The organism is Vibrio sp. 10N.286.48.C11 (assembly GCF_041469805.1).
Classification (GTDB): domain Bacteria; phylum Pseudomonadota; class Gammaproteobacteria; order Enterobacterales; family Vibrionaceae; genus Vibrio; species Vibrio crassostreae_C.
Window position 1 is genome coordinate 25,781 of record NZ_JBFRLK010000048.1, and the last position, 19,606, is coordinate 45,386.

Genomic DNA, 19,606 nt, shown 5'->3' on the forward strand with positions numbered 1-19,606 from the left:
CATTCCCTAGACTGACGAAGGAAGGAGTAGGGAATCTCATTGTTTTCCTGACAATGACTCCCCGACTTATTGATTCCCTGACACCACATATCTCGCACCAATAAGCTCATTATGGTATATATGTGCCTTATTCTAGTTCCTTCTTTTTCAACCGGCGAAAGGTGTTATGCGAATTTTTGCTTTAGTACTGCTCATAGTGTTTGGCTGGCTACAACACACACTGTGGCTCGGTAAAAATGGTATCTCTGATTACTACGGTGTGAACAACGAAATCCAAGTTCAACAGCAAGTAAATGAAAAGCTGCATATTCGAAATGCAGAAATGTTTGCTGAAATTGACGATCTACGCCAAGGCTTAGACGCGATAGAAGAACGCGCACGTCATGAACTTGGAATGGTCAAAGAAGGTGAAACGTTTTATCGCATCATTGGTGAGGAATCCCATTAATGTCGACTCAACTTCAAAGCGTGATTGCCGTTGTACCTGCGGCGGGCGTCGGTAGCCGAATGAAGGCAGACCGCCCTAAGCAATATCTCAAGATTAACGGCTCAACGATTTTAGAGCACACCGTAGATAAATTATTGTCTCATCCACAAGTCTCTCAAATTATCGTCGCGATTAGCGATGATGACCCATACTACCCAGAGCTTGCTCTAAATCAGAACCCACAAGTGATCAGAGTGTCGGGTGGAAGCGAAAGAGCGGACTCCGTACTCTCTGCTTTAGATTACATTGCAGAGCAACAGCTCGGTGAGTGGGTAATGGTGCACGATGCGGCAAGACCTTGTGTCCAGTTGGGTGACATCGATAAGTTGATTTCAGGCGCGATGAACCACGATGTCGGGGCTATTTTGGCCGCGCCCGTTCGTGACACGATGAAGCGAGGTGCCCAAGGGCAGATTGAGCATACCGTTGAACGAGCCGATTTATGGCATGCACTTACGCCGCAAATGTTCAGAGCAAAGCCTCTGTGGAAGGCATTAAGTGAGGCGTTGCAACAAGGCGCTTCAATTACTGATGAAGCCTCAGCCTTTGAATGGAAAGGTTTATCGCCCGCTTTAGTGGCTGGGCGTTCAGATAATTTTAAGATTACTCAGCCAGAAGATTTAGCGCTCGCTGAGTTCTATTTAAGTCAGAATAAGGAATAATGATGATTCGTATTGGCCATGGCTTTGATGTACATAAGTTTGGTGGTGAAGGCCCGGTAATTATTGGTGGCGTGAGCGTCCCTTATGAACAAGGTCTTATTGCACACTCAGACGGTGATGTTGCCCTACATGCGTTATGTGACGCTCTATTGGGTGCGATTGCTGCGGGTGATATTGGTCGTCATTTCCCTGATACCGATGACGAATGGAAAGGTGCGGATAGCCGTGAGCTACTGAAAGATGTTTATCGTCGAGTAAAAGAGCAAGGCTACGTGATTGGTAATGCCGATATTACTATCATGGCGCAAGCACCAAAAATGGCGCCTCATATAGACTCTATGTGCCAAGCTATTGCACAAGACTTAGAAACCAGCATCAGTAATGTGAATGTAAAAGCGACGACCACAGAGCGTTTAGGTTTTACAGGTCGCAAAGAGGGCATCGCATGTGAAGCGGTGGTCCTAATTACCAAAAGTGCGTAAGCACCAACACGAAAAGAACAGCATGTCAGATATTTTATCTTCATTGGCTTATCTAAACGGTAAACCAACTGCGAAAGCAAAACTAAAAGCAAAAGCCGAACACTTTGTCGTTAATGAAGACTTGGGTTTTGAGTTTGCTGGTGAAGGCGAGCACCTAATGGTTCGTATTCGTAAAACTGGTGAAAACACGAGCTTCGTAGCAAACGAGCTGGCTAAAGCTTGCGGTGTTAAGTCGAAAGACGTGAGCTGGGCGGGTTTGAAAGACCGCCACGCTGTGACAGAACAGTGGTTGAGCGTTCACCTACCGAAAGGTGAGCCTGACTTTTCAGGGTTCTTAGCACAATACCCAAGCATTGAAATCTTAGCGACAGCGCGACACAACAAAAAGTTACGTCCAGGCGATTTAGTTGGCAACCAATTTGAGTTGACCTTGTCTGAAGTAACGGATTGCGATGATGTGGTCAAGCGTTTGGAAAAAGTCGCTCAAGTGGGCGTGCCAAACTACTTTGGTGCTCAGCGTTTTGGCAATGAAGGTAACAACCTATCTGAAGCTCGTCGTTGGGGCCGCGATAACGTTCGTACTCGTAACCAGAATAAGCGCAGCTTGTACCTTTCTGCTGCTCGTTCGTGGATTTACAACCTGATCCTTTCAGACCGTATTGAGCAAGATGCGTTTGCATCAGCATTGGTTGGCGATATCGTGGTGAAAGACGGTGCTCAACTGGCAGTAACAGCAGACAACATTGAAGCTGTAAACCAAGACATTGCGAACGGTTCTGCTTTGATAACTGTTGCTTTGGCTGGCGATAATGCCTTACCAACGATTGATGAGTCTCAAGCTCTAGAACAGAAACACCTTGATGCTGAACCGGATCTAATGGCTCTGATTCGTGGTAACCGTATGCGTCATGATCGCCGTGAAGCGTCACTGAAACCAACAGACTTAACTTGGGAAGTGAACGAAGATAATGTCACGCTTAAGTTCTCTCTTGATGCGGGTTGTTTCGCAACAGCGATCGTTCGCGAATTGGTTGAAGAAGTACACGTAGAGAGAACCTACGAGCAATAACGATTCTGCTTGGAGCTGAGTCACTTGATATTGGAATTTAAGTGACTTGGCTTAGCATGGGAACAAAAGAAAGGATACAAGATGAAGATTTTACTCAGCAATGATGATGGTGTGCACGCTCAAGGTATTCATGAGCTGGCAAATGAGCTACGTGATCTTGCTGACGTTATCATTGTTGCCCCTGACCGTAATCGCTCGGGTGCGTCAAATTCATTAACTTTAGAACAGCCTCTGCGTGTTCAAGAGATTACTGAAAATACCTATTCGGTACAAGGAACACCGACCGACTGTGTGCATTTTGCGTTAAACGAACTGCTAAAGAATGACATGCCTGATCTGGTATTAACGGGCATTAATCACGGTGCTAACCTGGGTGATGACGTGCTTTATTCCGGCACGGTGGCTGCAGCAATGGAAGGGCATTTTCTAGGCGTTCAATCGGTAGCGTTTTCTCTGGTGGGAAAAAAACATTTTAAGACAGCGGCAGCGATTGCTCGTCGTATTGTCGAACAACATTTAGCAAACCCAATCCCGACCAACCGCTTGTTGAACGTAAACGTTCCTGATTTAGCCTTAGAACAATTGTCTGGTACTCAGGTGACGCGCTTAGGTGCTCGTCATCACGCTGAAGATATGATCAAGCAAAAAGACCCGCGTGGTCACGATATCTATTGGCTTGGCCCTCCGGGTAAAGAGCAAGATGCCGGTGAAGGTACCGATTTTTACGCGATTGAGCATGGCTTTGTGTCGGTAACACCGTTGCAGGTTGATCTGACGGCGCATGAGTCGTTGGGTGCGATGGCAACATGGTTAGGGGAGAAGTAAGTGAGTAATCCGCAAGCTGAGCGTTTAATTACTTTCCTGATTGAAAATGGTATTCAGGATCAAAAGGTTCTTGATGCGATTTACCAACTGCCGAGAGAGAGCTTTTTATCACAGGCGATGTATCACCAAGCCTATGATAATAATGCGCTGCCTATCGGTCAGGGTCAGACAATCTCACAGCCATACATTGTTGCTAAAATGACAGAGCTACTTGAATTACAACAAGATAGCCGTGTCTTGGAGATCGGAACGGGTTCTGGTTACCAAACTGCGGTATTGGCTCAACTTGTTGATCATGTGTATTCGGTTGAAAGAATAAAGTCGCTACAATGGGATGCCAAGCGTAGGTTGAAGCAACTCGATTTCTACAATATCTCAACTAAGCACGGTGATGGTTGGCAAGGTTGGTCTTCAAAAGCCCCTTTTGATGCGATTATTGTCACCGCCGCTGCAGAGTCGATTCCTCAAGCGCTTCTGCAACAGCTGAAAGATGGCGGTCGTTTACTGATTCCAGTCGGTGATGACGAACAGCAACTATTGAAGATCGTTCGACACGGCGATGAGTTTTTATCGAGTGTTATCGAGATGGTGAGATTTGTACCTCTTGTTCCTGGTGAGCTAGCTTAATAAAAGACTAATGGTGTAGGTGGATAGAGAGTCGATGCGTTCGAAGTTGTTAAAAGGAAGTACTTTACTGCTTAGCTGTGCCCTTGTTGGGTGTGCAGCGAATTCGCCTGCGCCCGTTTCAAACCTAAACAAGAATTACTCATCGATTGATCGTGGTAGTTATCGTGGCAGTTACTATGAAGTTAAAAAAGGCGACACCCTTTACTTCATTGCTTATGTCACCAATAAAGACGTTAAAGACCTCATCGGTTATAACAAGTTGTCTGCTCCTTACACTATCCACCCAGGGCAGAAGCTTAAGTTATGGCGTCCTAGCTACAACGCGCCAGCGTATGGTAAGTCAACGGTAGCGGCAGCAGCAGTTGCTGCGCCTGTCGCCGCATCCACAACGTCATCTGCGGCAAGTAAACCGAAAACCACACCACAAAAGAGCAAAAACTCTAAACCGGCTCCAGCTCAAACTACCACCAAAGTGGTGAAAAAAGATCCACCAAAGAAGGTTGAACAATCCAAATCAAAGGAGTATGTTGGTTCTAAAGGTAAACAGAATGTTACACCGCCCACCAAACCAACAAGTGATAAAGTATCCAAATGGTTATGGCCAACTAAAGGGAGAGTAATCGAGAATTTCTCTGTAGGCGAACAAGGAAATAAAGGCATAGACATAGCAGGACAGCGAGGTCAGCCAATAGTATCTACTGCAGGGGGAACGGTTGTTTATTCGGGTAATGCACTACGAGGCTACGGCAATCTAGTGATTGTGAAGCACAATGATAATTACTTAAGTGCATACGCGCATAACGACCGACTATTAGTATCTGAAGGGCAAAGTGTGAAACCAGGGCAGAAGATTGCAACAATGGGAAGCTCTGGAGCCAGCAGTGTTAGGTTGCACTTTGAGATTCGTTACCAAGGTAAATCCGTTAATCCAAAACGATATTTACCTTAAATACAATATGCAAAAATTACGTATTGTATGGAGTGACATAGTCATTTAGCGACATATGAAGTTGTAATGTCATGCTAATTTCGCCAGGGGGAGGCGTTATGAGTATAAGCAATGCAGTAACCAAAGAAGAGTTCGATCTTGACCAAGCAACCACGGAACCGGAAGCTCTTGGAAAAGCAAAACGAACAGTCACTAAGAAAACCGAAGCAAAAGAAGAAGTTGAAGTTACGTCTAAAAGTTTAGATGCCACTCAACTCTACTTAGGCGAAATCGGTTTCTCACCACTACTAACCGCTGAAGAAGAAGTGCTATACGCACGTCGAGCTCTACGCGGTGATGAAGCAGCACGTAAACGCATGATCGAAAGTAACCTGCGTTTAGTGGTAAAAATTTCACGTCGTTATAGCAACCGCGGCCTTGCACTTCTCGATCTAATCGAAGAAGGCAACCTAGGTTTAATTCGCGCCGTAGAGAAGTTTGATCCAGAGCGTGGCTTCCGCTTCTCAACTTACGCGACATGGTGGATTCGTCAAACCATTGAACGTGCGTTAATGAATCAGACTCGCACTATCCGTTTGCCAATCCATGTTGTGAAAGAGCTGAACATCTATCTGCGTACCGCAAGAGAGCTATCACAAAAACTTGATCATGAACCAACGGCGGAAGAAATTGCTTCTAAGCTAGACAAGCCAGTTGGTGATGTGAGTAAGATGCTTCGTCTAAACGAAAGAGTGAGCTCTGTAGATACGCCAATTGGTGGTGACGGTGAGAAAGCACTGTTGGATATTATTCCAGACATCAACAATTCAGACCCTGAGGTTTCAACTCAAGATAGCGATATCAAGAACTCGTTGATTTTCTGGCTTGATGAACTGAATCCTAAGCAGAAAGAAGTGCTTGCACGTCGCTTTGGACTACTGGGTTACGAACCGTCAACACTAGAAGAAGTAGGCCGTGAAATTAGCCTGACTCGTGAACGTGTTCGTCAAATCCAAGTTGAAGGTCTTCGCCGTCTACGTGAGATTCTTATCAAGCAAGGTCTGAATATGGAAAACCTGTTCAACGTAGAAAACGACTAATTGAACGGATGATGCTTCTCTAAATAGAAGACAAATAAAAACGCTGACTTTAAGTCAGCGTTTTTTTGTTTGTGGCTTTGGTATTTCATGCCGTCTAATGAAAATAGCAGTACGGCCATAACAAGCTATTTGGTAAGAAACTAAAGCAGCTTCTTCAAGCGGTAAAGTTCTTCTAATGCTTGGCGAGGAGTTAGATCATCAGGATCAACATTCGCTAGCGCTTGCTCTACTTCACTCGGTTCTGGGATCAGGCTCAGTTGGTTTGCGATATCGACACCGCTTGGCTTCGATGTTGGCGACTCCATACTTAACGCTTCTAACTGAGTCAGCTTCGCACGAGCATTCTTGATCACTGCTTTCGGTACGCCAGCTAAACCTGCAACCGCTAGACCATAAGATTTACTTGCAGCACCTTCTTGAACTGCGTGCATAAAGGCAATGCTATCACCATGCTCAACCGCATCTAAGTGTACGTTTGCTAAAGTTGGAAGTTGGTTAGGTAGTTCAGTTAGCTCAAAGTAGTGCGTTGCAAACAGTGTCATCGCATTGATTTGATTGGCTAGCCACTCTGCACTTGCCCAAGCCAGAGACAGGCCATCGTAAGTACTGGTACCACGACCGATTTCATCCATTAGCACAAGGCTGTTTGGTGTTGCATTGTGCAGGATATTTGCGGTTTCTGTCATCTCAACCATGAAGGTTGAACGGCCAGAAGCCAAATCATCGGATGCGCCAATACGCGTAAAGATACGGTCGATAGAGCCGATGGTTGCGCTTTCTGCAGGAACATAACAACCGATATGAGCCATCAATGCGATGAGTGCCGTTTGGCGCATGTAGGTCGATTTACCACCCATGTTGGGACCCGTGATGATCAGCATCTTACGTTGATCATTCAGGTCGATAGGGTTAGCAATGAAAGGTTCGTCCATCACTTGTTCAACAACAGGGTGACGACCGGCCTGAATTTGTACGCCAGCAGACTCTGTCATGGTTGGACGACAGTAATCAAGGGTATCTGCACGCTCAGCCAAGTTCTGTAGAACATCAAGCTGAGATACTGAAGAGGCGATATTTTGTAGGCGCTCTAGATACGGCAGTAGTAAGTCAAACAACTCTTCCCACAGCTGTTTCTCGATAGCGAGTGCTTTCGACTTAGAGTTAAGTACTTTGTCTTCGTGCTCTTTTAGCTCAGGAATGATGTAACGCTCAGCATTTTTCAGCGTTTGACGACGAACATAGTGTGGCGGCACAAGATGGCTTTGCCCACGGCTTACTTGAATGAAGAAACCATGTACGTTGTTGTAGCCAACTTTTAGCGTGTCGATGCCATGACGTTCACGCTCTTCTTGCTCAAGCTTATCAAGAAATTCAGTTGCGCCTGCTGCAAGGTCGCGCCATTCGTCTAACTCGGCATTGTAGCCTTCTGCAATCACACCACCGTCACGGATAACCACCGGTGGGTTCTCTTTGATTGCACGTTCAAGCAGCTCAGAAACCTCATCCACAGGAGAAGCATATTGAGCAAGTTGAGTTAGGTATGGGTGCTTCAGTTGCGTCAGTGTTTCAGCAAGCTCTGGCAAATATTCCATTGCTTGACGAAGACGCGCCATATCGCGAGGGCGAGCAGAGCGAAGTGCTAATCGAGCGAGAATACGTTCGATATCACCAATCTGTTTTAAGGTTGGCTGTAGTTCTGTGAATAGAGCCAAATCTTTCATTTCACCAATTGCATCTAAGCGCTGATCGAGTGCAGATATATTGCGCATTGGTTGATGTAACCAACGCTTAAGCATACGGCTACCCATTGCTGTCGCAGTGTGATCAAGTACTTCGGCAAGGGTGTTATCAGTACCACCCCCAAGATTTTGCGTGATCTCCAAATTACGACGAGTTGCAGCATCAAGGATCACCGAGTGATCTTGTTTATCCATCGTGAGTGAACGGATATGAGGGAGGGCAGTACGTTGGGTATCTTTCACGTATTGGATCAAACAACCAGCCGCACATAGACCCAGTTTCGCGCTTTCTACGCCAAAGCCAACCAGATCGCGAGTACCAAACTGCTTATTCAATTGCTGCTTAGCGGTGTCTAATTCAAATTCCCATACAGGGCGGCGGCGGTTGCCATTACGGCTTGCCATTAAATCGACGGGTTCGAAATCTTCAGGGAACAGCAGCTCACGCGGAGAGGTTCTTTGTAGCTCAGCGGCCATCGCTTCTTCTGTTTCTGGCTCGCAAAGTTGGAATCGGCCAGAGGTAATATCAAGTGTCGCATAACCGAATTTACCGTTGTGGTGATAAATGGCTGCAATTAGGTTATCAACGCGTTCAGAAAGCAAGGCTTCGTCGGTTACGGTACCCGGTGTCACGATACGCACTACTGCGCGCTCAACAGGGCCTTTTGAAAGAGCTGGATTACCAATCTGTTCACAAATTGCTACGGACTCACCAAGTTGCACTAACTTTGCAAGGTATCCTTCAACCGCATGGTATGGAACACCTGCCATCGGAATCGGTTCACCATTTGATGAGCCACGCTTAGTCAGTGAAATATCGAGGAGTTGAGAGGCTTTTTTAGCGTCATCGTAGAAAAGCTCGTAGAAATCGCCCATGCGGTAGAACAGCAGAATTTCTGGGTTTTCTGCTTTCAGTTTTAGATACTGCTGCATCATGGGAGTATGTTTTTGATCGGCTTTCACAGTTAACTTCTTTCGTTTATTTCTATTGCGGCTTAGGATACGTGAAAGCGTTTCGTGCGAAAAGCGGCTGATGCGAAAAGATGCGAATCCAAATGATATGACAGTAAATAAAGGGAAGCAGATGATGCAGATGACTCAAGACCTTAGTGAGCAGCTTGGACATTTACTCGCTAAACACAAACACGTGTTAGTGACGGCTGAATCTTGCACTGGCGGAGGTGTCGCGAGTGCAGTCACCGATATTGCGGGCAGCTCTGGATGGTTTGATCGCGCTTTTGTTACGTACAGCAATGAAGCCAAACAAGAGATGATCGGTGTACAGCTTAAAACCTTAATGGAGTTCGGCGCCGTGAGTGAGCCTGTCGTAATAGAAATGGCGAGCGGGGCATTGCAACATTCAAACGGGACGATCTCTGTATCAATCAGTGGCATCGCTGGCCCAGGTGGCGCGACCGAAGATAAGCCTGTTGGTACAGTATGCTTCGCGTGGAAAGCGCTAAATGGCTGGGATAAAGTAGAAACGCATGTATTTACAGGCGACAGATCACAAGTACGCCAACAAGCCACGCACCATGCCCTGCAAGTTATTTATGATTACCTATCAATGGAAGGTAAGTAACATTTGTACAAATTATTTTCATACAGGTATAGACACTGTATGAATCAACAGTATAATGAAAGCCAATTAGTCACCCCTATGTGGGTTAGAAATAGATTCTAGATCGCTTGTTGAGACAACCGATTATGTGGAGATAGAAATGGACGAGAATAAACAAAAAGCGTTAGCCGCAGCCCTTGGTCAGATTGAAAAGCAATTTGGTAAAGGTTCTATCATGCGTCTTGGTGATAACCGCACAATGGACGTAGAAACTATTTCTACAGGTTCTCTATCTCTAGATATCGCACTAGGTGCTGGTGGCCTACCGATGGGACGTATCGTAGAAGTTTACGGTCCAGAATCATCAGGTAAAACAACGCTAACGCTTGAGCTTATTGCTGCAGCACAGAAAGTGGGAAAGACGTGTGCATTCGTTGATGCGGAGCACGCACTAGACCCTATCTACGCTCAAAAGCTTGGTGTTGATATCGATGCACTTCTTGTTTCTCAACCAGATACTGGTGAGCAAGCGCTGGAAATCTGTGATGCACTGGCTCGTTCAGGTGCAATCGACGTTCTTGTTATTGACTCAGTAGCAGCCCTAACACCAAAAGCAGAAATCGAAGGCGAAATGGGCGACAGCCACATGGGTCTTCAGGCTCGTATGCTTTCTCAAGCAATGCGTAAGCTGACGGGTAACCTTAAGCAGTCTAACTGTATGGCTATCTTCATTAACCAAATTCGTATGAAAATTGGTGTGATGTTCGGTAATCCCGAAACAACAACAGGTGGTAACGCACTTAAGTTCTACGCATCTGTTCGTCTTGATATTCGCCGTACTGGTGCGATTAAAGATGGTGATGAAGTTGTTGGTAACGAAACTCGTATCAAGGTCGTTAAGAACAAGATTGCTGCACCATTCAAACAAGCTGAGACTCAAATCCTTTACGGTAAAGGCTTCAACCGCGAAGGTGAGCTTATCGACTTAGGTGTTAAGAATAAGCTAGTAGAAAAAGCAGGCGCTTGGTACAGCTACAAAGGCGATAAGATCGGCCAAGGTAAAGCTAACGCTGGTAAATACCTACGTGAAAACCCAGAAGTTGCTCTAGAGATCGATACTAAACTTCGTGAGTTACTACTGACTCCTGCTGTTCTTGAAGAGAAAGACGTAGAGAAAGAAGAAGAAAACGAAGAGCTATAAGCTCACGTTTTATAGAGTGGATGTTTGAAAGAAGCATCCGCTTTGAAAGAATTTAAAGCCTCGCATATTTTATGCGGGGCTTTTTTATTGGATCTGCTCCGTCGAGCATGTCTTTGGTCAAATCTCTCTCGTTGACTGAGTTTCTTCGGTACTAGGTCGTCAATTTAGTTCTGCTTTTCCACGGCAAGATATAGTGGAATATTCTTCATTTTATCGAATTCCCACTAAAATCCTGCCCAAGGGTGTCTTTTCTACAAGAAAACTAGTCGAAGCCTTAACCATGATCTACAATACGGCAAAATTCTAACTCGACTATTTTCAGGAAGAGCTGCATGTACATGAGCACTGATGAGGTTCGCAACGCGTTCCTTAAGTTCTTTGAGAGCAAAGAACACCAAATCGTAGACAGTTCATCGTTAGTTCCACATAACGATCCAACCCTGCTATTCACTAACGCAGGTATGAACCAATTCAAAGATTGCTTCTTAGGCGCCGAAAAGCGTGCCTACACTCGAGCAACTACGGCTCAGCGTTGTGTACGTGCGGGTGGTAAACACAATGACCTTGAAAACGTAGGTTTTACGGCTCGTCACCACACGTTCTTCGAAATGCTAGGCAACTTCAGCTTTGGCGACTACTTCAAAGAAGAAGCGATTGGATTTGCTTGGGAATTCCTGACTGAAACTCTTCAACTGCCAAAAGATCGTCTACTGGTAACGGTATACGAGACAGATGATGAAGCATTCGATATCTGGAACAAGAAAGTAGGTGTTCCTGCTGACCGTATCGTTCGCATTGGCGACAAAGAAGGCGGTAAACAGTTCGAGTCTGATAACTTCTGGACGATGGGTGACACAGGTCCTTGTGGTCCATGTACTGAAATCTTCTACGATCACGGTGAGCACATCTGGGGCGGCCGTCCTGGTACACCTGAAGAAGATGGTGACCGTTTCATCGAGATCTGGAACAACGTATTCATGCAGTTCAACCGTCACGCTGACGGCACAATGGAACCGCTACCTAAGCCTGCTGTAGATACAGGTATGGGTATTGAGCGTATTTCTGCAATCATGCAGGGCGTTCACTCTAACTACGAAATTGATGTATTCCAAAAGCTAATCAAAGCGACTGCGGAAGTTGTTGGTCATGACGATCTATCTAACCAATCGCTACGCGTTATTGCTGACCACATCCGTTCTTGTTCATTCCTAATTGCTGACGGTGTTATGCCTTCAAACGAAGGTCGTGGCTACGTTCTACGTCGTATCATCCGTCGTGCAGTTCGTCACGGTAACAAGCTTGGCGCACAAGGCGTGTTCTTCCACAAACTTGTGGGCGTACTGGCTGAAGTGATGGGCTCTGCGGCAGATGAACTTAAGAAACAGCAAGAGTTGGTTGAAAAAGTACTTCGCATTGAGGAAGAGAACTTTGGTCGTACGCTAGAGCGCGGCATGGTTATTCTTAATGACGCACTAGATGCACTTGAAGGCAAAGAGCTTGACGGCGAAACAGTTTTCAAACTTTACGATACATACGGCTTCCCAGCTGACCTTACTAACGATGTAGCTCGCGAACGCGATTTTACTATCGATGAAGAAGGCTTTGAGAAGGCGATGGAAGCACAGCGTAAGCGTGCACGTGAAGCAGGCCAATTCGGCACGGATTACAACGCGACAATCAAAGTAGACACCAACACTGAGTTCTGTGGTTACACAGCAACTGAAGGTGCTGGTGAAATCTCTGCGCTATTCGTTGACGGCGAAGAGGTTGCTTCACTATCGGCTGGCGACAAAGCAATCATCATCCTTGAAGAGACACCATTCTACGCTGAGTCAGGCGGTCAATGTGGTGATGCTGGTACACTAAAAACAGCGTCGGGTCTTTTCAAAGTACAAGACACTCAGAAGCTAGGTAACGCATTTGCGCACCACGGTGAGCTAGTTGAAGGTGTATTTGCTAAGGGCGATAAAGTAGAAGCAACGGTTGACGCTGAGCGTCGAGCTGCTATCTCACTAAACCACTCTGCCACTCACTTACTTCACTCTGCATTGCGCGAAGTGCTAGGTGAGCACGTTGCTCAGAAAGGTTCTTTAGTTAAGCCAGACAACCTACGTTTTGACTTCTCTAACCTTGAAGCGGTAACACCAGCACAGATTAAAGAAGTAGAGCGTCTAGTTAACGCACAAGTTCGTAAGAACCATGTGATTGAAACGAACATCATGGACATCGAGTCAGCGAAAGAAAAAGGTGCAATGGCACTGTTTGGCGAGAAGTACGATGATGAAGTTCGCGTTCTATCTATGGGCGACTTCTCTACTGAACTTTGTGGTGGTATCCACGCTTCAAACACAGGTGATATCGGCCTATTCAAGATCACTTCTGAAGGTGGTATTGCTGCGGGTATTCGTCGTATTGAAGCGGTAACAGGTGAAGCTGCACTAGATGCAGTAGAAGCTCAAGCTAACGCTTACGAAGAGAAACTGGCTGAATCAGCTAAGAAAGCGAAATCGCTAGAGAAAGAAATCCAACTGCTTAAAGAAAAGATGGCTGCTGCAGAAAGCGCAAACATCATGGGCAAAGTAGAAGACATCTCTGGTACTAAAGTTTTGGTTGCTGCAATTGAAGGCGCAGACAACAAGAACCTACGTACTATGGTTGATAACGCTAAAAACCAAGTAGGTAGCGGCATCATCCTGATCGCGAACGTAGCAGACGGTAAAGTTGGCTTGATTGCTGGTGTAACCAAAGACCTAATCGGCAAAGTAAAAGCGGGTGATCTCGTCAAGATGGTTGCTGAGCAAGTTGGCGGTAAAGGCGGCGGTCGTCCAGATATGGCTCAAGCGGGCGGTACAGACGTTGCAGCACTGCCAGAAGCGCTTAAATCTGTGCGTACTTGGCTAGAAGAGCGTCTTTAAGCTTAAGTAATTGATACAAAGATGCCCAATCAGTTGATTGGGCATCTTTTATTTTGCCTATTGGAAGTGTGTTTAAACAAGGTTTGATTGAGATTAACCAAGAAGTCTAATGGTGGCGTTAGACTCCTTGGTTAATTTTTTATTGCTTCGCCCTGACGCGGAGTATGTGTTTTTTTGTCATATATAGACATTGGTCTTGGGAAGGTGAGGACGGGTGAAAATGCCTCTTATCGTGCAGAAATTTGGTGGAACGTCGGTGGGTTCAATTGAACGAATCCATCATGTAGCAGAAAAAATCATTGAAGCGAAAAATGAAGGGAACCAGGTCGTGGTTGTCGTTTCTGCTATGTCTGGTGAAACAAATCGGTTAGTTAATTTAGCCACGCAAGTTGATAGCGTACCAAACGCTAGAGAACTGGATGTGTTGTTAACGGCTGGCGAGCAAGTTTCCATGGCCTTGTTAGCAATGACGTTACACAAGTTAGGTTATGAAGCGACATCGATGACTGGCTATCAAGCCAAGATACACACGGATTCTAATCATAATAATGCAGCGATTGAGCGTATTGATACTGCTCCGATTCAAGCTCTGCTAGATGACAACCAGATTGTTATTGTTGCAGGCTTTCAAGGATTCAATGCGAAAGGTGATATCACGACATTAGGCCGCGGTGGTTCAGATACTACAGCGGTCGCGCTTGCAGGTGCCTTGCAGGCGAAAGAATGCCAGATCTATACTGATGTAGATGGTGTTTACTCTTGTGACCCTAGAGTCGTAAAACAATCTCAGAAATTAGATACTTTAGACTTTCCTTCTATGGAAGAGATGGCTCGCCGAGGCGCTAAGGTATTGCACCTTCCTTGTGTTCAGTATGCATGGCAGCACAACGTGCCATTGCGAGTGCTTTCAAGCTTTGAACAAGGCGAGGGCACATTGATCGCGGGTAATCAGTGTTTGAATGATATTGCTGGCATCGCCATCCAAAGAGATATGGTGCGTATCGAGTGTTTGAATGAAGATTTACCGTCTTTCATTTCACATTGCCAACTGTTGGGGATCGAAGTCTGTAGTGTGATCGAGGAAACAGAACGGGCAGCACTCATTATTAAACAAGACATAAGTGCCAAATTAAAACTAGTTTTTGCTGAGAAAATCCGTAATAGTGAACAGGTTAGTTTGTTAACTGTGGTAGGAAGCCGAACACAAGAAATTGTGGTCAGTTCACATGGATTGTTGTCTGAAGGCGAAATTGATGTACAGCATCACTTATTGCAGCAGCAGTCTTTAACTTTGGTGATATCACCAACGCAAGTCGATATGGCTGCTAACATATTACACAATGCATACATCGTAGCGCGTGAAGCACAGGGTTATCCTAAAAAAGAAGTGCATTTTGGTTAAATAAACTCAATCGATAGTTTACGAAAATATAACTTTTGTTGGATAATGCTCTCGTAGCTAGATAAATTTAGAGATTACTCAAGGAGCAAAGAATGCTAATTTTGACTCGCCGCGTTGGCGAAACACTGATGATTGGTGATGAAGTAACAGTTACTGTACTAGGCGTTAAAGGTAACCAAGTACGTATCGGTGTTAACGCACCTAAAGAAGTATCTGTTCACCGTGAAGAGATCTACATGCGCATTCAAGCTGAAAAAGGTAATGGTAACGTTGCATCTGGCAACTACTAATACTTTTGCGTAGAGAAGAGGCTAGCATTGTTGCTAGCCTTTTTTGATCTTGGGGAACCGAAACACTGATTGGGACATAGATGGGTTGGATAACGGATCGGTCTCAAAGTGGTGAAGTGAATGCTTTGTGATGCTGCGAGATACAGACAAGGTTGAACAGAACTGTTGCTCTGTATTTTGTTTGGCAAAACTCAAGATTTATTCGCTTCCCCTATGGCGAAAATACGCATCCCGTAGTATTGTGCCATCAGCGGTAGCACTTGCTGCTGGAGAAATTAGATAATTGTTTTCGGCTGTTTATTATTGCCAATCTTTCACCTTAATTTTTAAGGGAAAAAGCGCGATTTGAATCTTATAAGTTCAATTTGCAAGCGCTTTGATTAAATAGCAAACGGTTGAGTGTTTTTGTCCAATTTTTTTCAATAAAGTGTTTGACATATTTTCGGTAAAACGTAATATGTGCCTCCGCAAGACGGTGAGGTGGCCGAGAGGCCGAAGGCGCTCCCCTGCTAAGGGAGTATGTGGTTTGTAGCTGCATCGAGGGTTCGAATCCCTCCCTCACCGCCATTTCTTGCGAGTCTAAAATTAGCAATTTAGACAATGTAAATGTGCGTCCTTAGCTCAGCTGGATAGAGTACCTGGCTACGAACCAGGCGGTCGGAGGTTCGAATCCTCCAGGACGCGCCATTCTCTCTTCTCTTACTTGTAAGTGATTTGAGAATAATGAATTAGGTGAGGTGGCCGAGTGGCCGAAGGCGCTCCCCTGCTAAGGGAGTATGTGGTTTGTAGCTGCATCGAGGGTTCGAATCCCTCCCTCACCGCCATTCATTACAGGCCGATGGCCTTTTTTTTTCTTCGTAGCAAGAAGAATGTGATATATTTCACAACTTCATTCTTAATGAATGAACACCGTGCGTCCTTAGCTCAGCTGGATAGAGTACCTGGCTACGAACCAGGCGGTCGGAGGTTCGAATCCTCCAGGACGCGCCACTATTTAAGGGTTTATTTCTTTTAAGAATGAAAGTCCTTGTATTGACTAAGTTGATACTAAAACCGTGCGCTCTTAGCTCAGCTGGATAGAGTACCTGGCTACGAACCAGGCGGTCGGAGGTTCGAATCCTCCAGAGCGCGCCACTATTTAGGGTTTAGTTCTTATAAGAATGTGAATCCTGATATTGATAAATCGTTCGTCGAGAATTAATATCAAAAACCGTGCGTCCTTAGCTCAGCTGGATAGAGTACCTGGCTACGAACCAGGCGGTCGGAGGTTCGAATCCTCCAGGACGCGCCACTATTTAGGGCTTCTTTCTTATAAGAACAGAAATCCTTGTATTGAGTTGTTGTTTACAACGAATTGATACTAAAACCGTGCGCTCTTAGCTCAGCTGGATAGAGTACCTGGCTACGAACCAGGCGGTCGGAGGTTCGAATCCTCCAGAGCGCGCCACTATTTAGGGTTTCTTTTATGAACCCCTGATATTGGGAATACCGATATCGAAAACTGCGCGTCCTTAGCTCAGCTGGATAGAGTACCTGGCTACGAACCAGGCGGTCGGAGGTTCGAATCCTCCAGGACGCGCCACTCTTTAGGGTTTCCTTGTGAACTCCTGATATTGGAAATACTGATATCGAAAACCGTGCGTCCTTAGCTCAGCTGGATAGAGTACCTGGCTACGAACCAGGCGGTCGGAGGTTCGAATCCTCCAGGACGCGCCACTATTTAGGGCTTTTTTCTTATAAGAATGAAATCCTTATATTGATCTCTTGTTAGTAACAATGAATTGATATTAAAACCGTGCGCTCTTAGCTCAGCTGGATAGAGTACCTGGCTACGAACCAGGCGGTCGGAGGTTCGAATCCTCCAGAGCGCGCCACATTATTAGAAAAAGCCTCGTTTATACGAGGCTTTTTTTATGTCTGCTGCAAATTTGTTGCGACAATGTTAAATTTGTTAGTTGTTTAACTTGTTGTATTTAAAGTAGTTCTTGATTGCTGCTTTGTTATTCCACCTTTCTCATATCAATTCCCAGAAAAGCCCCGTTTAAGTCACAGTTTAAATATCTAAAAATGACGTATTTGACAGATTTATGTGATCTGATAGGCGAATAATTAACCTTATGTGTGCGTTATCCGTAACAGAACCTTAAACAAAATTGACAAACTTTTACCAATCGAGATAATCCATGGGTCGGGATCACTATTCGCTGAAATCCTGTACGTATGTCAGGATGACGAAGAAAGGAAGCAACATGACTAATATTGGAAGCCTGCTAGGAGATGCGGCGACTCTAATGATAACGGGGATGTCCGTTGTCTTTATTTTTCTAACTATTCTAGTTTACCTCGTTCGGTTGATGTCAAAACTGGTACCAGAAGAAGTACCAGAGCCGATCGCAGCACCTAAAAAAATTCAAAAATCACAATCAAACCCTTCAGCTGTTAGTCCACAGGTAGTGGCAGCAATTTCGGCCGCGGTTCATCAATACCGTGCGTCTACTGCTAAGTAGCATTTAAAGGATTAAAAAGGAGTTTATGAGCATGTCTAAACCACTAGCTATCACAGATGTGGTACTTCGTGACGCGCACCAGTCACTATTTGCTACTCGTATGCGTATCGAAGATATGCTGCCAATTGCGGCAGAACTGGATAAAGTCGGTTACTGGTCACTTGAGACTTGGGGCGGCGCGACGTTTGATTCGTGTATCCGTTTTCTTGGCGAGGATCCATGGGAGCGTTTGCGTGAGCTGAAAAAAGCGATGCCAAACACACCAATGCAGATGCTACTGCGTGGTCAAAACCTATTGGGCTACCGTCACTACGCGGATGATGTAGTAGAAAAATTTGTTGAACGTGCCCATAAAAACGGCATGGACGTATTCCGTATCTTTGATGCGATGAATGACGTGCGTAACTTTGAAAAAGCAGTGAAAGCAACGATCGACGTTGGTGGCCACGCTCAAGGTACGTTGTCTTACACAACCAGTCCGGTCCACAATTCAGATACTTGGGTTGATTTGGCTAAGCGCCTAGAGGACCTAGGTTGTCACTCACTATGTATCAAAGATATGTCAGGTTTATTAAAGCCGTATGAAGCAGAAGAGCTGATTACACGTATCAAAGCATCGTGTGACGTTCCTCTAGCACTGCATAGCCACGCGACAACTGGTCTATCGACTGCAACAGCGGTTAAAGCCGTTGAAGCGGGTATCGACATTCTAGATACCGCTATTTCTTCAATGAGCTGCACTTACGGTCATACGCCAACCGAAACGGTTGTTGCGATGTTAGAAGGTACAGAGCGAGACACGAATCTTAAACTAGACCAAATCGAACCCATCGCGGCTTACTTCCGTGATGTACGTAAAAAGTACGCGAAATGGGAAGGTCAGCTAAAAGGTGTCGATTCTCGCATCTTAATCGCTCAAGTTCCTGGCGGAATGTTAACTAACATGGAAGGCCAGCTTAAAGAGCAAGGCGCCGCCGATCGCATGGATGAAGTTCTAGAAGAGATCCCACGCGTACGTAAAGAGCTTGGTTACATTCCTTTAGTAACACCAACTTCTCAGATTGTCGGTACTCAAGCGGTTATTAACGTCTTAACGGGCGAACGCTATAAGAGCATCACGAAAGAGACTGCTGGTCTACTGAAAGGTGAATACGGTCAAGCTCCTGCTGAAGTGGATGCTGAACTGCAAGCGAAAGTTCTAGACGGTGCAGAGCCGATTACTTGTCGTCCTGCTGATTTACTTAAGTCTGAAATGGATACGTTAACGACGGATCTGTTAGAGAAAGCGAAATCAGAGGGTATCTCTCTAGCTGAAGATACGGTTGATGATGTACTGACTTACGCGCTCTTCCCACAAGTGGGTCTTAAGTTCCTTAAGAACCGTCGTAATCCTGAAGCATTTGAACCTGCACCAACGCTAGAAGTTGCGGCTCCAGTTGCTGCAGCTCCTGTACAAGCTTCTGGTGGTATTGAAAGCTACAGCGTGAAGGTTGATGGTCAAGTTTACGATGTTGAAGTTGGCCCACAAGGTGAACTGACATCGGTGGCGCCATCTGCAAAACCTGCTCAGGCTGCACCAGTAGCAGCGTCTGACGCTGAAGCGGTTCCAGCTCCATTGGCGGGTAACATCTTTAAAGTAAACGTTCAGGCGGGTACTGAGGTTTCTGAAGGCGACGTTCTACTAATCCTAGAAGCGATGAAGATGGAAACGGAAGTTCGTGCTGCTCGTGGTGGTATCGTTCAAGAATTGAATGTTAAAGAAGGCGATGCAGTTACTGTAGGCGCTCCACTACTAAGCTTAGCGTAAGGGA

16 protein-coding genes and 10 tRNA genes are annotated in these 19,606 nt (G+C 45.5%); 25 read left to right on the forward strand and 1 reads right to left on the reverse strand.

What is annotated here, in order from left to right; translation table 11 throughout:
• The first annotated feature begins 166 nt into the window (after positions 1-166).
• From ftsB to rpoS, 8 genes are all read left to right on the forward strand, one after another.
• Positions 167-448 (forward strand): cell division protein FtsB, encoded by a 282-nt coding sequence (ftsB, locus tag AB4209_RS13495; RefSeq protein WP_010435786.1) that lies wholly within the window; start codon positions 167-169, stop codon positions 446-448.
• Entirely contained in the window at positions 448-1,149 is a 702-nt protein-coding gene (ispD, locus tag AB4209_RS13500) for a 2-C-methyl-D-erythritol 4-phosphate cytidylyltransferase (RefSeq protein WP_372056189.1), read from the forward strand. Before ftsB ends, ispD begins: the two co-directional genes overlap by 1 nt.
• A 2-nt stretch (positions 1,150-1,151) precedes the next feature.
• A complete protein-coding gene (ispF, locus tag AB4209_RS13505) occupies positions 1,152-1,631 on the forward strand; it encodes a 2-C-methyl-D-erythritol 2,4-cyclodiphosphate synthase (RefSeq protein WP_017067356.1) in 480 nt (159 codons plus the stop codon).
• A 22-nt stretch (positions 1,632-1,653) separates the two neighbouring features.
• On the forward strand, positions 1,654-2,700 hold the full coding sequence (gene truD / locus AB4209_RS13510; protein WP_017059031.1) for a tRNA pseudouridine(13) synthase TruD: 1,047 nt from the start codon (positions 1,654-1,656) through the stop codon (positions 2,698-2,700).
• 81 nt (positions 2,701-2,781) lie between these two features.
• Positions 2,782-3,525, forward strand: coding sequence for a 5'/3'-nucleotidase SurE (gene surE / locus AB4209_RS13515; protein WP_017059030.1), 744 nt, complete (start codon positions 2,782-2,784; stop codon positions 3,523-3,525).
• The gene (locus AB4209_RS13520) at positions 3,526-4,152 is read left to right on the forward strand and encodes a protein-L-isoaspartate(D-aspartate) O-methyltransferase (RefSeq protein ID WP_017059029.1); all 627 of its coding nucleotides are present in this window, start codon (positions 3,526-3,528) and stop codon (positions 4,150-4,152) included.
• A gap of 34 nt (positions 4,153-4,186) precedes the next feature.
• Positions 4,187-5,101 carry a murein hydrolase activator NlpD gene (nlpD, locus tag AB4209_RS13525; RefSeq protein ID WP_372056191.1) on the forward strand — a complete coding sequence of 305 codons (915 nt, stop codon included), beginning with the start codon at positions 4,187-4,189 and terminating at the stop codon, positions 5,099-5,101.
• Between the two features lie 98 nt (positions 5,102-5,199).
• Entirely contained in the window at positions 5,200-6,180 is a 981-nt protein-coding gene (rpoS, locus tag AB4209_RS13530) for an RNA polymerase sigma factor RpoS (protein ID WP_017059027.1), read from the forward strand.
• Positions 6,181-6,320: 140 nt separating this feature from the next.
• Here the strand turns inward: rpoS and mutS are convergent, their stop codons facing one another.
• The gene (mutS, locus tag AB4209_RS13535; RefSeq protein ID WP_017059026.1) at positions 6,321-8,882 is read right to left on the reverse strand and encodes a DNA mismatch repair protein MutS; all 2,562 of its coding nucleotides are present in this window, start codon (positions 8,880-8,882) and stop codon (positions 6,321-6,323) included.
• A 124-nt stretch (positions 8,883-9,006) separates the two neighbouring features.
• On the opposite strand from mutS, the gene pncC reads away from it, so the two are divergent.
• The 17 genes from pncC (at position 9,007) to oadA (ending at position 19,602) form a co-directional block, all read left to right on the forward strand.
• The gene (gene pncC, locus AB4209_RS13540; protein ID WP_029235458.1) at positions 9,007-9,501 is read left to right on the forward strand and encodes a nicotinamide-nucleotide amidase; all 495 of its coding nucleotides are present in this window, start codon (positions 9,007-9,009) and stop codon (positions 9,499-9,501) included.
• A 139-nt stretch (positions 9,502-9,640) separates the two neighbouring features.
• The gene (gene recA, locus AB4209_RS13545; protein WP_017056586.1) at positions 9,641-10,681 is read left to right on the forward strand and encodes a recombinase RecA; all 1,041 of its coding nucleotides are present in this window, start codon (positions 9,641-9,643) and stop codon (positions 10,679-10,681) included.
• 332 nt (positions 10,682-11,013) lie between these two features.
• Positions 11,014-13,596, forward strand: a complete 2,583-nt coding sequence (gene alaS / locus AB4209_RS13550) for an alanine--tRNA ligase (protein WP_017063223.1) — start codon at positions 11,014-11,016, stop codon at positions 13,594-13,596.
• 220 nt (positions 13,597-13,816) lie between these two features.
• A complete protein-coding gene (locus AB4209_RS13555; protein ID WP_372056210.1) occupies positions 13,817-14,998 on the forward strand; it encodes an aspartate kinase in 1,182 nt (393 codons plus the stop codon).
• A 92-nt stretch (positions 14,999-15,090) separates the two neighbouring features.
• Entirely contained in the window at positions 15,091-15,288 is a 198-nt protein-coding gene (gene csrA / locus AB4209_RS13560; protein ID WP_004415691.1) for a carbon storage regulator CsrA, read from the forward strand.
• A 474-nt stretch (positions 15,289-15,762) separates the two neighbouring features.
• Positions 15,763-15,855: transfer RNA gene (locus AB4209_RS13565), tRNA-Ser, on the forward strand.
• Between the two features lie 43 nt (positions 15,856-15,898).
• Positions 15,899-15,975: transfer RNA gene (locus AB4209_RS13570), tRNA-Arg, on the forward strand.
• A gap of 44 nt (positions 15,976-16,019) precedes the next feature.
• Positions 16,020-16,112: transfer RNA gene (locus tag AB4209_RS13575), tRNA-Ser, on the forward strand.
• Between the two features lie 89 nt (positions 16,113-16,201).
• A tRNA-Arg gene (locus AB4209_RS13580) sits at positions 16,202-16,278 on the forward strand.
• A 67-nt stretch (positions 16,279-16,345) separates the two neighbouring features.
• Positions 16,346-16,422: transfer RNA gene (locus tag AB4209_RS13585), tRNA-Arg, on the forward strand.
• A gap of 80 nt (positions 16,423-16,502) precedes the next feature.
• Positions 16,503-16,579: transfer RNA gene (locus AB4209_RS13590), tRNA-Arg, on the forward strand.
• A gap of 79 nt (positions 16,580-16,658) precedes the next feature.
• Positions 16,659-16,735: transfer RNA gene (locus AB4209_RS13595), tRNA-Arg, on the forward strand.
• A 58-nt stretch (positions 16,736-16,793) separates the two neighbouring features.
• Positions 16,794-16,870, forward strand: a tRNA-Arg gene (locus tag AB4209_RS13600).
• Between the two features lie 57 nt (positions 16,871-16,927).
• Positions 16,928-17,004: transfer RNA gene (locus AB4209_RS13605), tRNA-Arg, on the forward strand.
• 81 nt (positions 17,005-17,085) lie between these two features.
• A tRNA-Arg gene (locus tag AB4209_RS13610) sits at positions 17,086-17,162 on the forward strand.
• 375 nt (positions 17,163-17,537) lie between these two features.
• On the forward strand, positions 17,538-17,795 hold the full coding sequence (locus AB4209_RS13615) for an oxaloacetate decarboxylase subunit gamma (RefSeq protein WP_004741884.1): 258 nt from the start codon (positions 17,538-17,540) through the stop codon (positions 17,793-17,795).
• 31 nt (positions 17,796-17,826) lie between these two features.
• Positions 17,827-19,602: a sodium-extruding oxaloacetate decarboxylase subunit alpha gene (gene oadA / locus AB4209_RS13620; RefSeq protein ID WP_017059560.1), complete on the forward strand. Its 1,776-nt coding sequence runs from the start codon at positions 17,827-17,829 to the stop codon at positions 19,600-19,602.
• The last annotated feature ends 4 nt before the right edge of the window (positions 19,603-19,606 follow it).

Excerpts from the sequence above, each read along its gene's own strand:
- AB4209_RS13555 (WP_372056210.1), top strand. The coding sequence starts at position 13,817 with ATGCCTCTTATCGTGCAGAAATTTGGTGGAACGTCGGTGGGTTCAATT.
- ispD (WP_372056189.1), top strand. The coding sequence starts at position 448 with ATGTCGACTCAACTTCAAAGCGTGATTGCCGTTGTACCTGCGGCGGGC.
- AB4209_RS13615 (WP_004741884.1), top strand. The coding sequence starts at position 17,538 with ATGACTAATATTGGAAGCCTGCTAGGAGATGCGGCGACTCTAATGATA.
- nlpD (WP_372056191.1), top strand. The coding sequence starts at position 4,187 with ATGCGTTCGAAGTTGTTAAAAGGAAGTACTTTACTGCTTAGCTGTGCC.
- rpoS (WP_017059027.1), top strand. The coding sequence starts at position 5,200 with ATGAGTATAAGCAATGCAGTAACCAAAGAAGAGTTCGATCTTGACCAA.
- truD (WP_017059031.1), top strand. The coding sequence starts at position 1,654 with ATGTCAGATATTTTATCTTCATTGGCTTATCTAAACGGTAAACCAACT.
- ftsB (WP_010435786.1), top strand. The coding sequence starts at position 167 with ATGCGAATTTTTGCTTTAGTACTGCTCATAGTGTTTGGCTGGCTACAA.
- ispF (WP_017067356.1), top strand. The coding sequence starts at position 1,152 with ATGATTCGTATTGGCCATGGCTTTGATGTACATAAGTTTGGTGGTGAA.
- pncC (WP_029235458.1), top strand. The coding sequence starts at position 9,007 with ATGCAGATGACTCAAGACCTTAGTGAGCAGCTTGGACATTTACTCGCT.
- oadA (WP_017059560.1), top strand. The coding sequence starts at position 17,827 with ATGTCTAAACCACTAGCTATCACAGATGTGGTACTTCGTGACGCGCAC.
- csrA (WP_004415691.1), top strand. The coding sequence starts at position 15,091 with ATGCTAATTTTGACTCGCCGCGTTGGCGAAACACTGATGATTGGTGAT.
- alaS (WP_017063223.1), top strand. The coding sequence starts at position 11,014 with ATGTACATGAGCACTGATGAGGTTCGCAACGCGTTCCTTAAGTTCTTT.
- surE (WP_017059030.1), top strand. The coding sequence starts at position 2,782 with ATGAAGATTTTACTCAGCAATGATGATGGTGTGCACGCTCAAGGTATT.
- recA (WP_017056586.1), top strand. The coding sequence starts at position 9,641 with ATGGACGAGAATAAACAAAAAGCGTTAGCCGCAGCCCTTGGTCAGATT.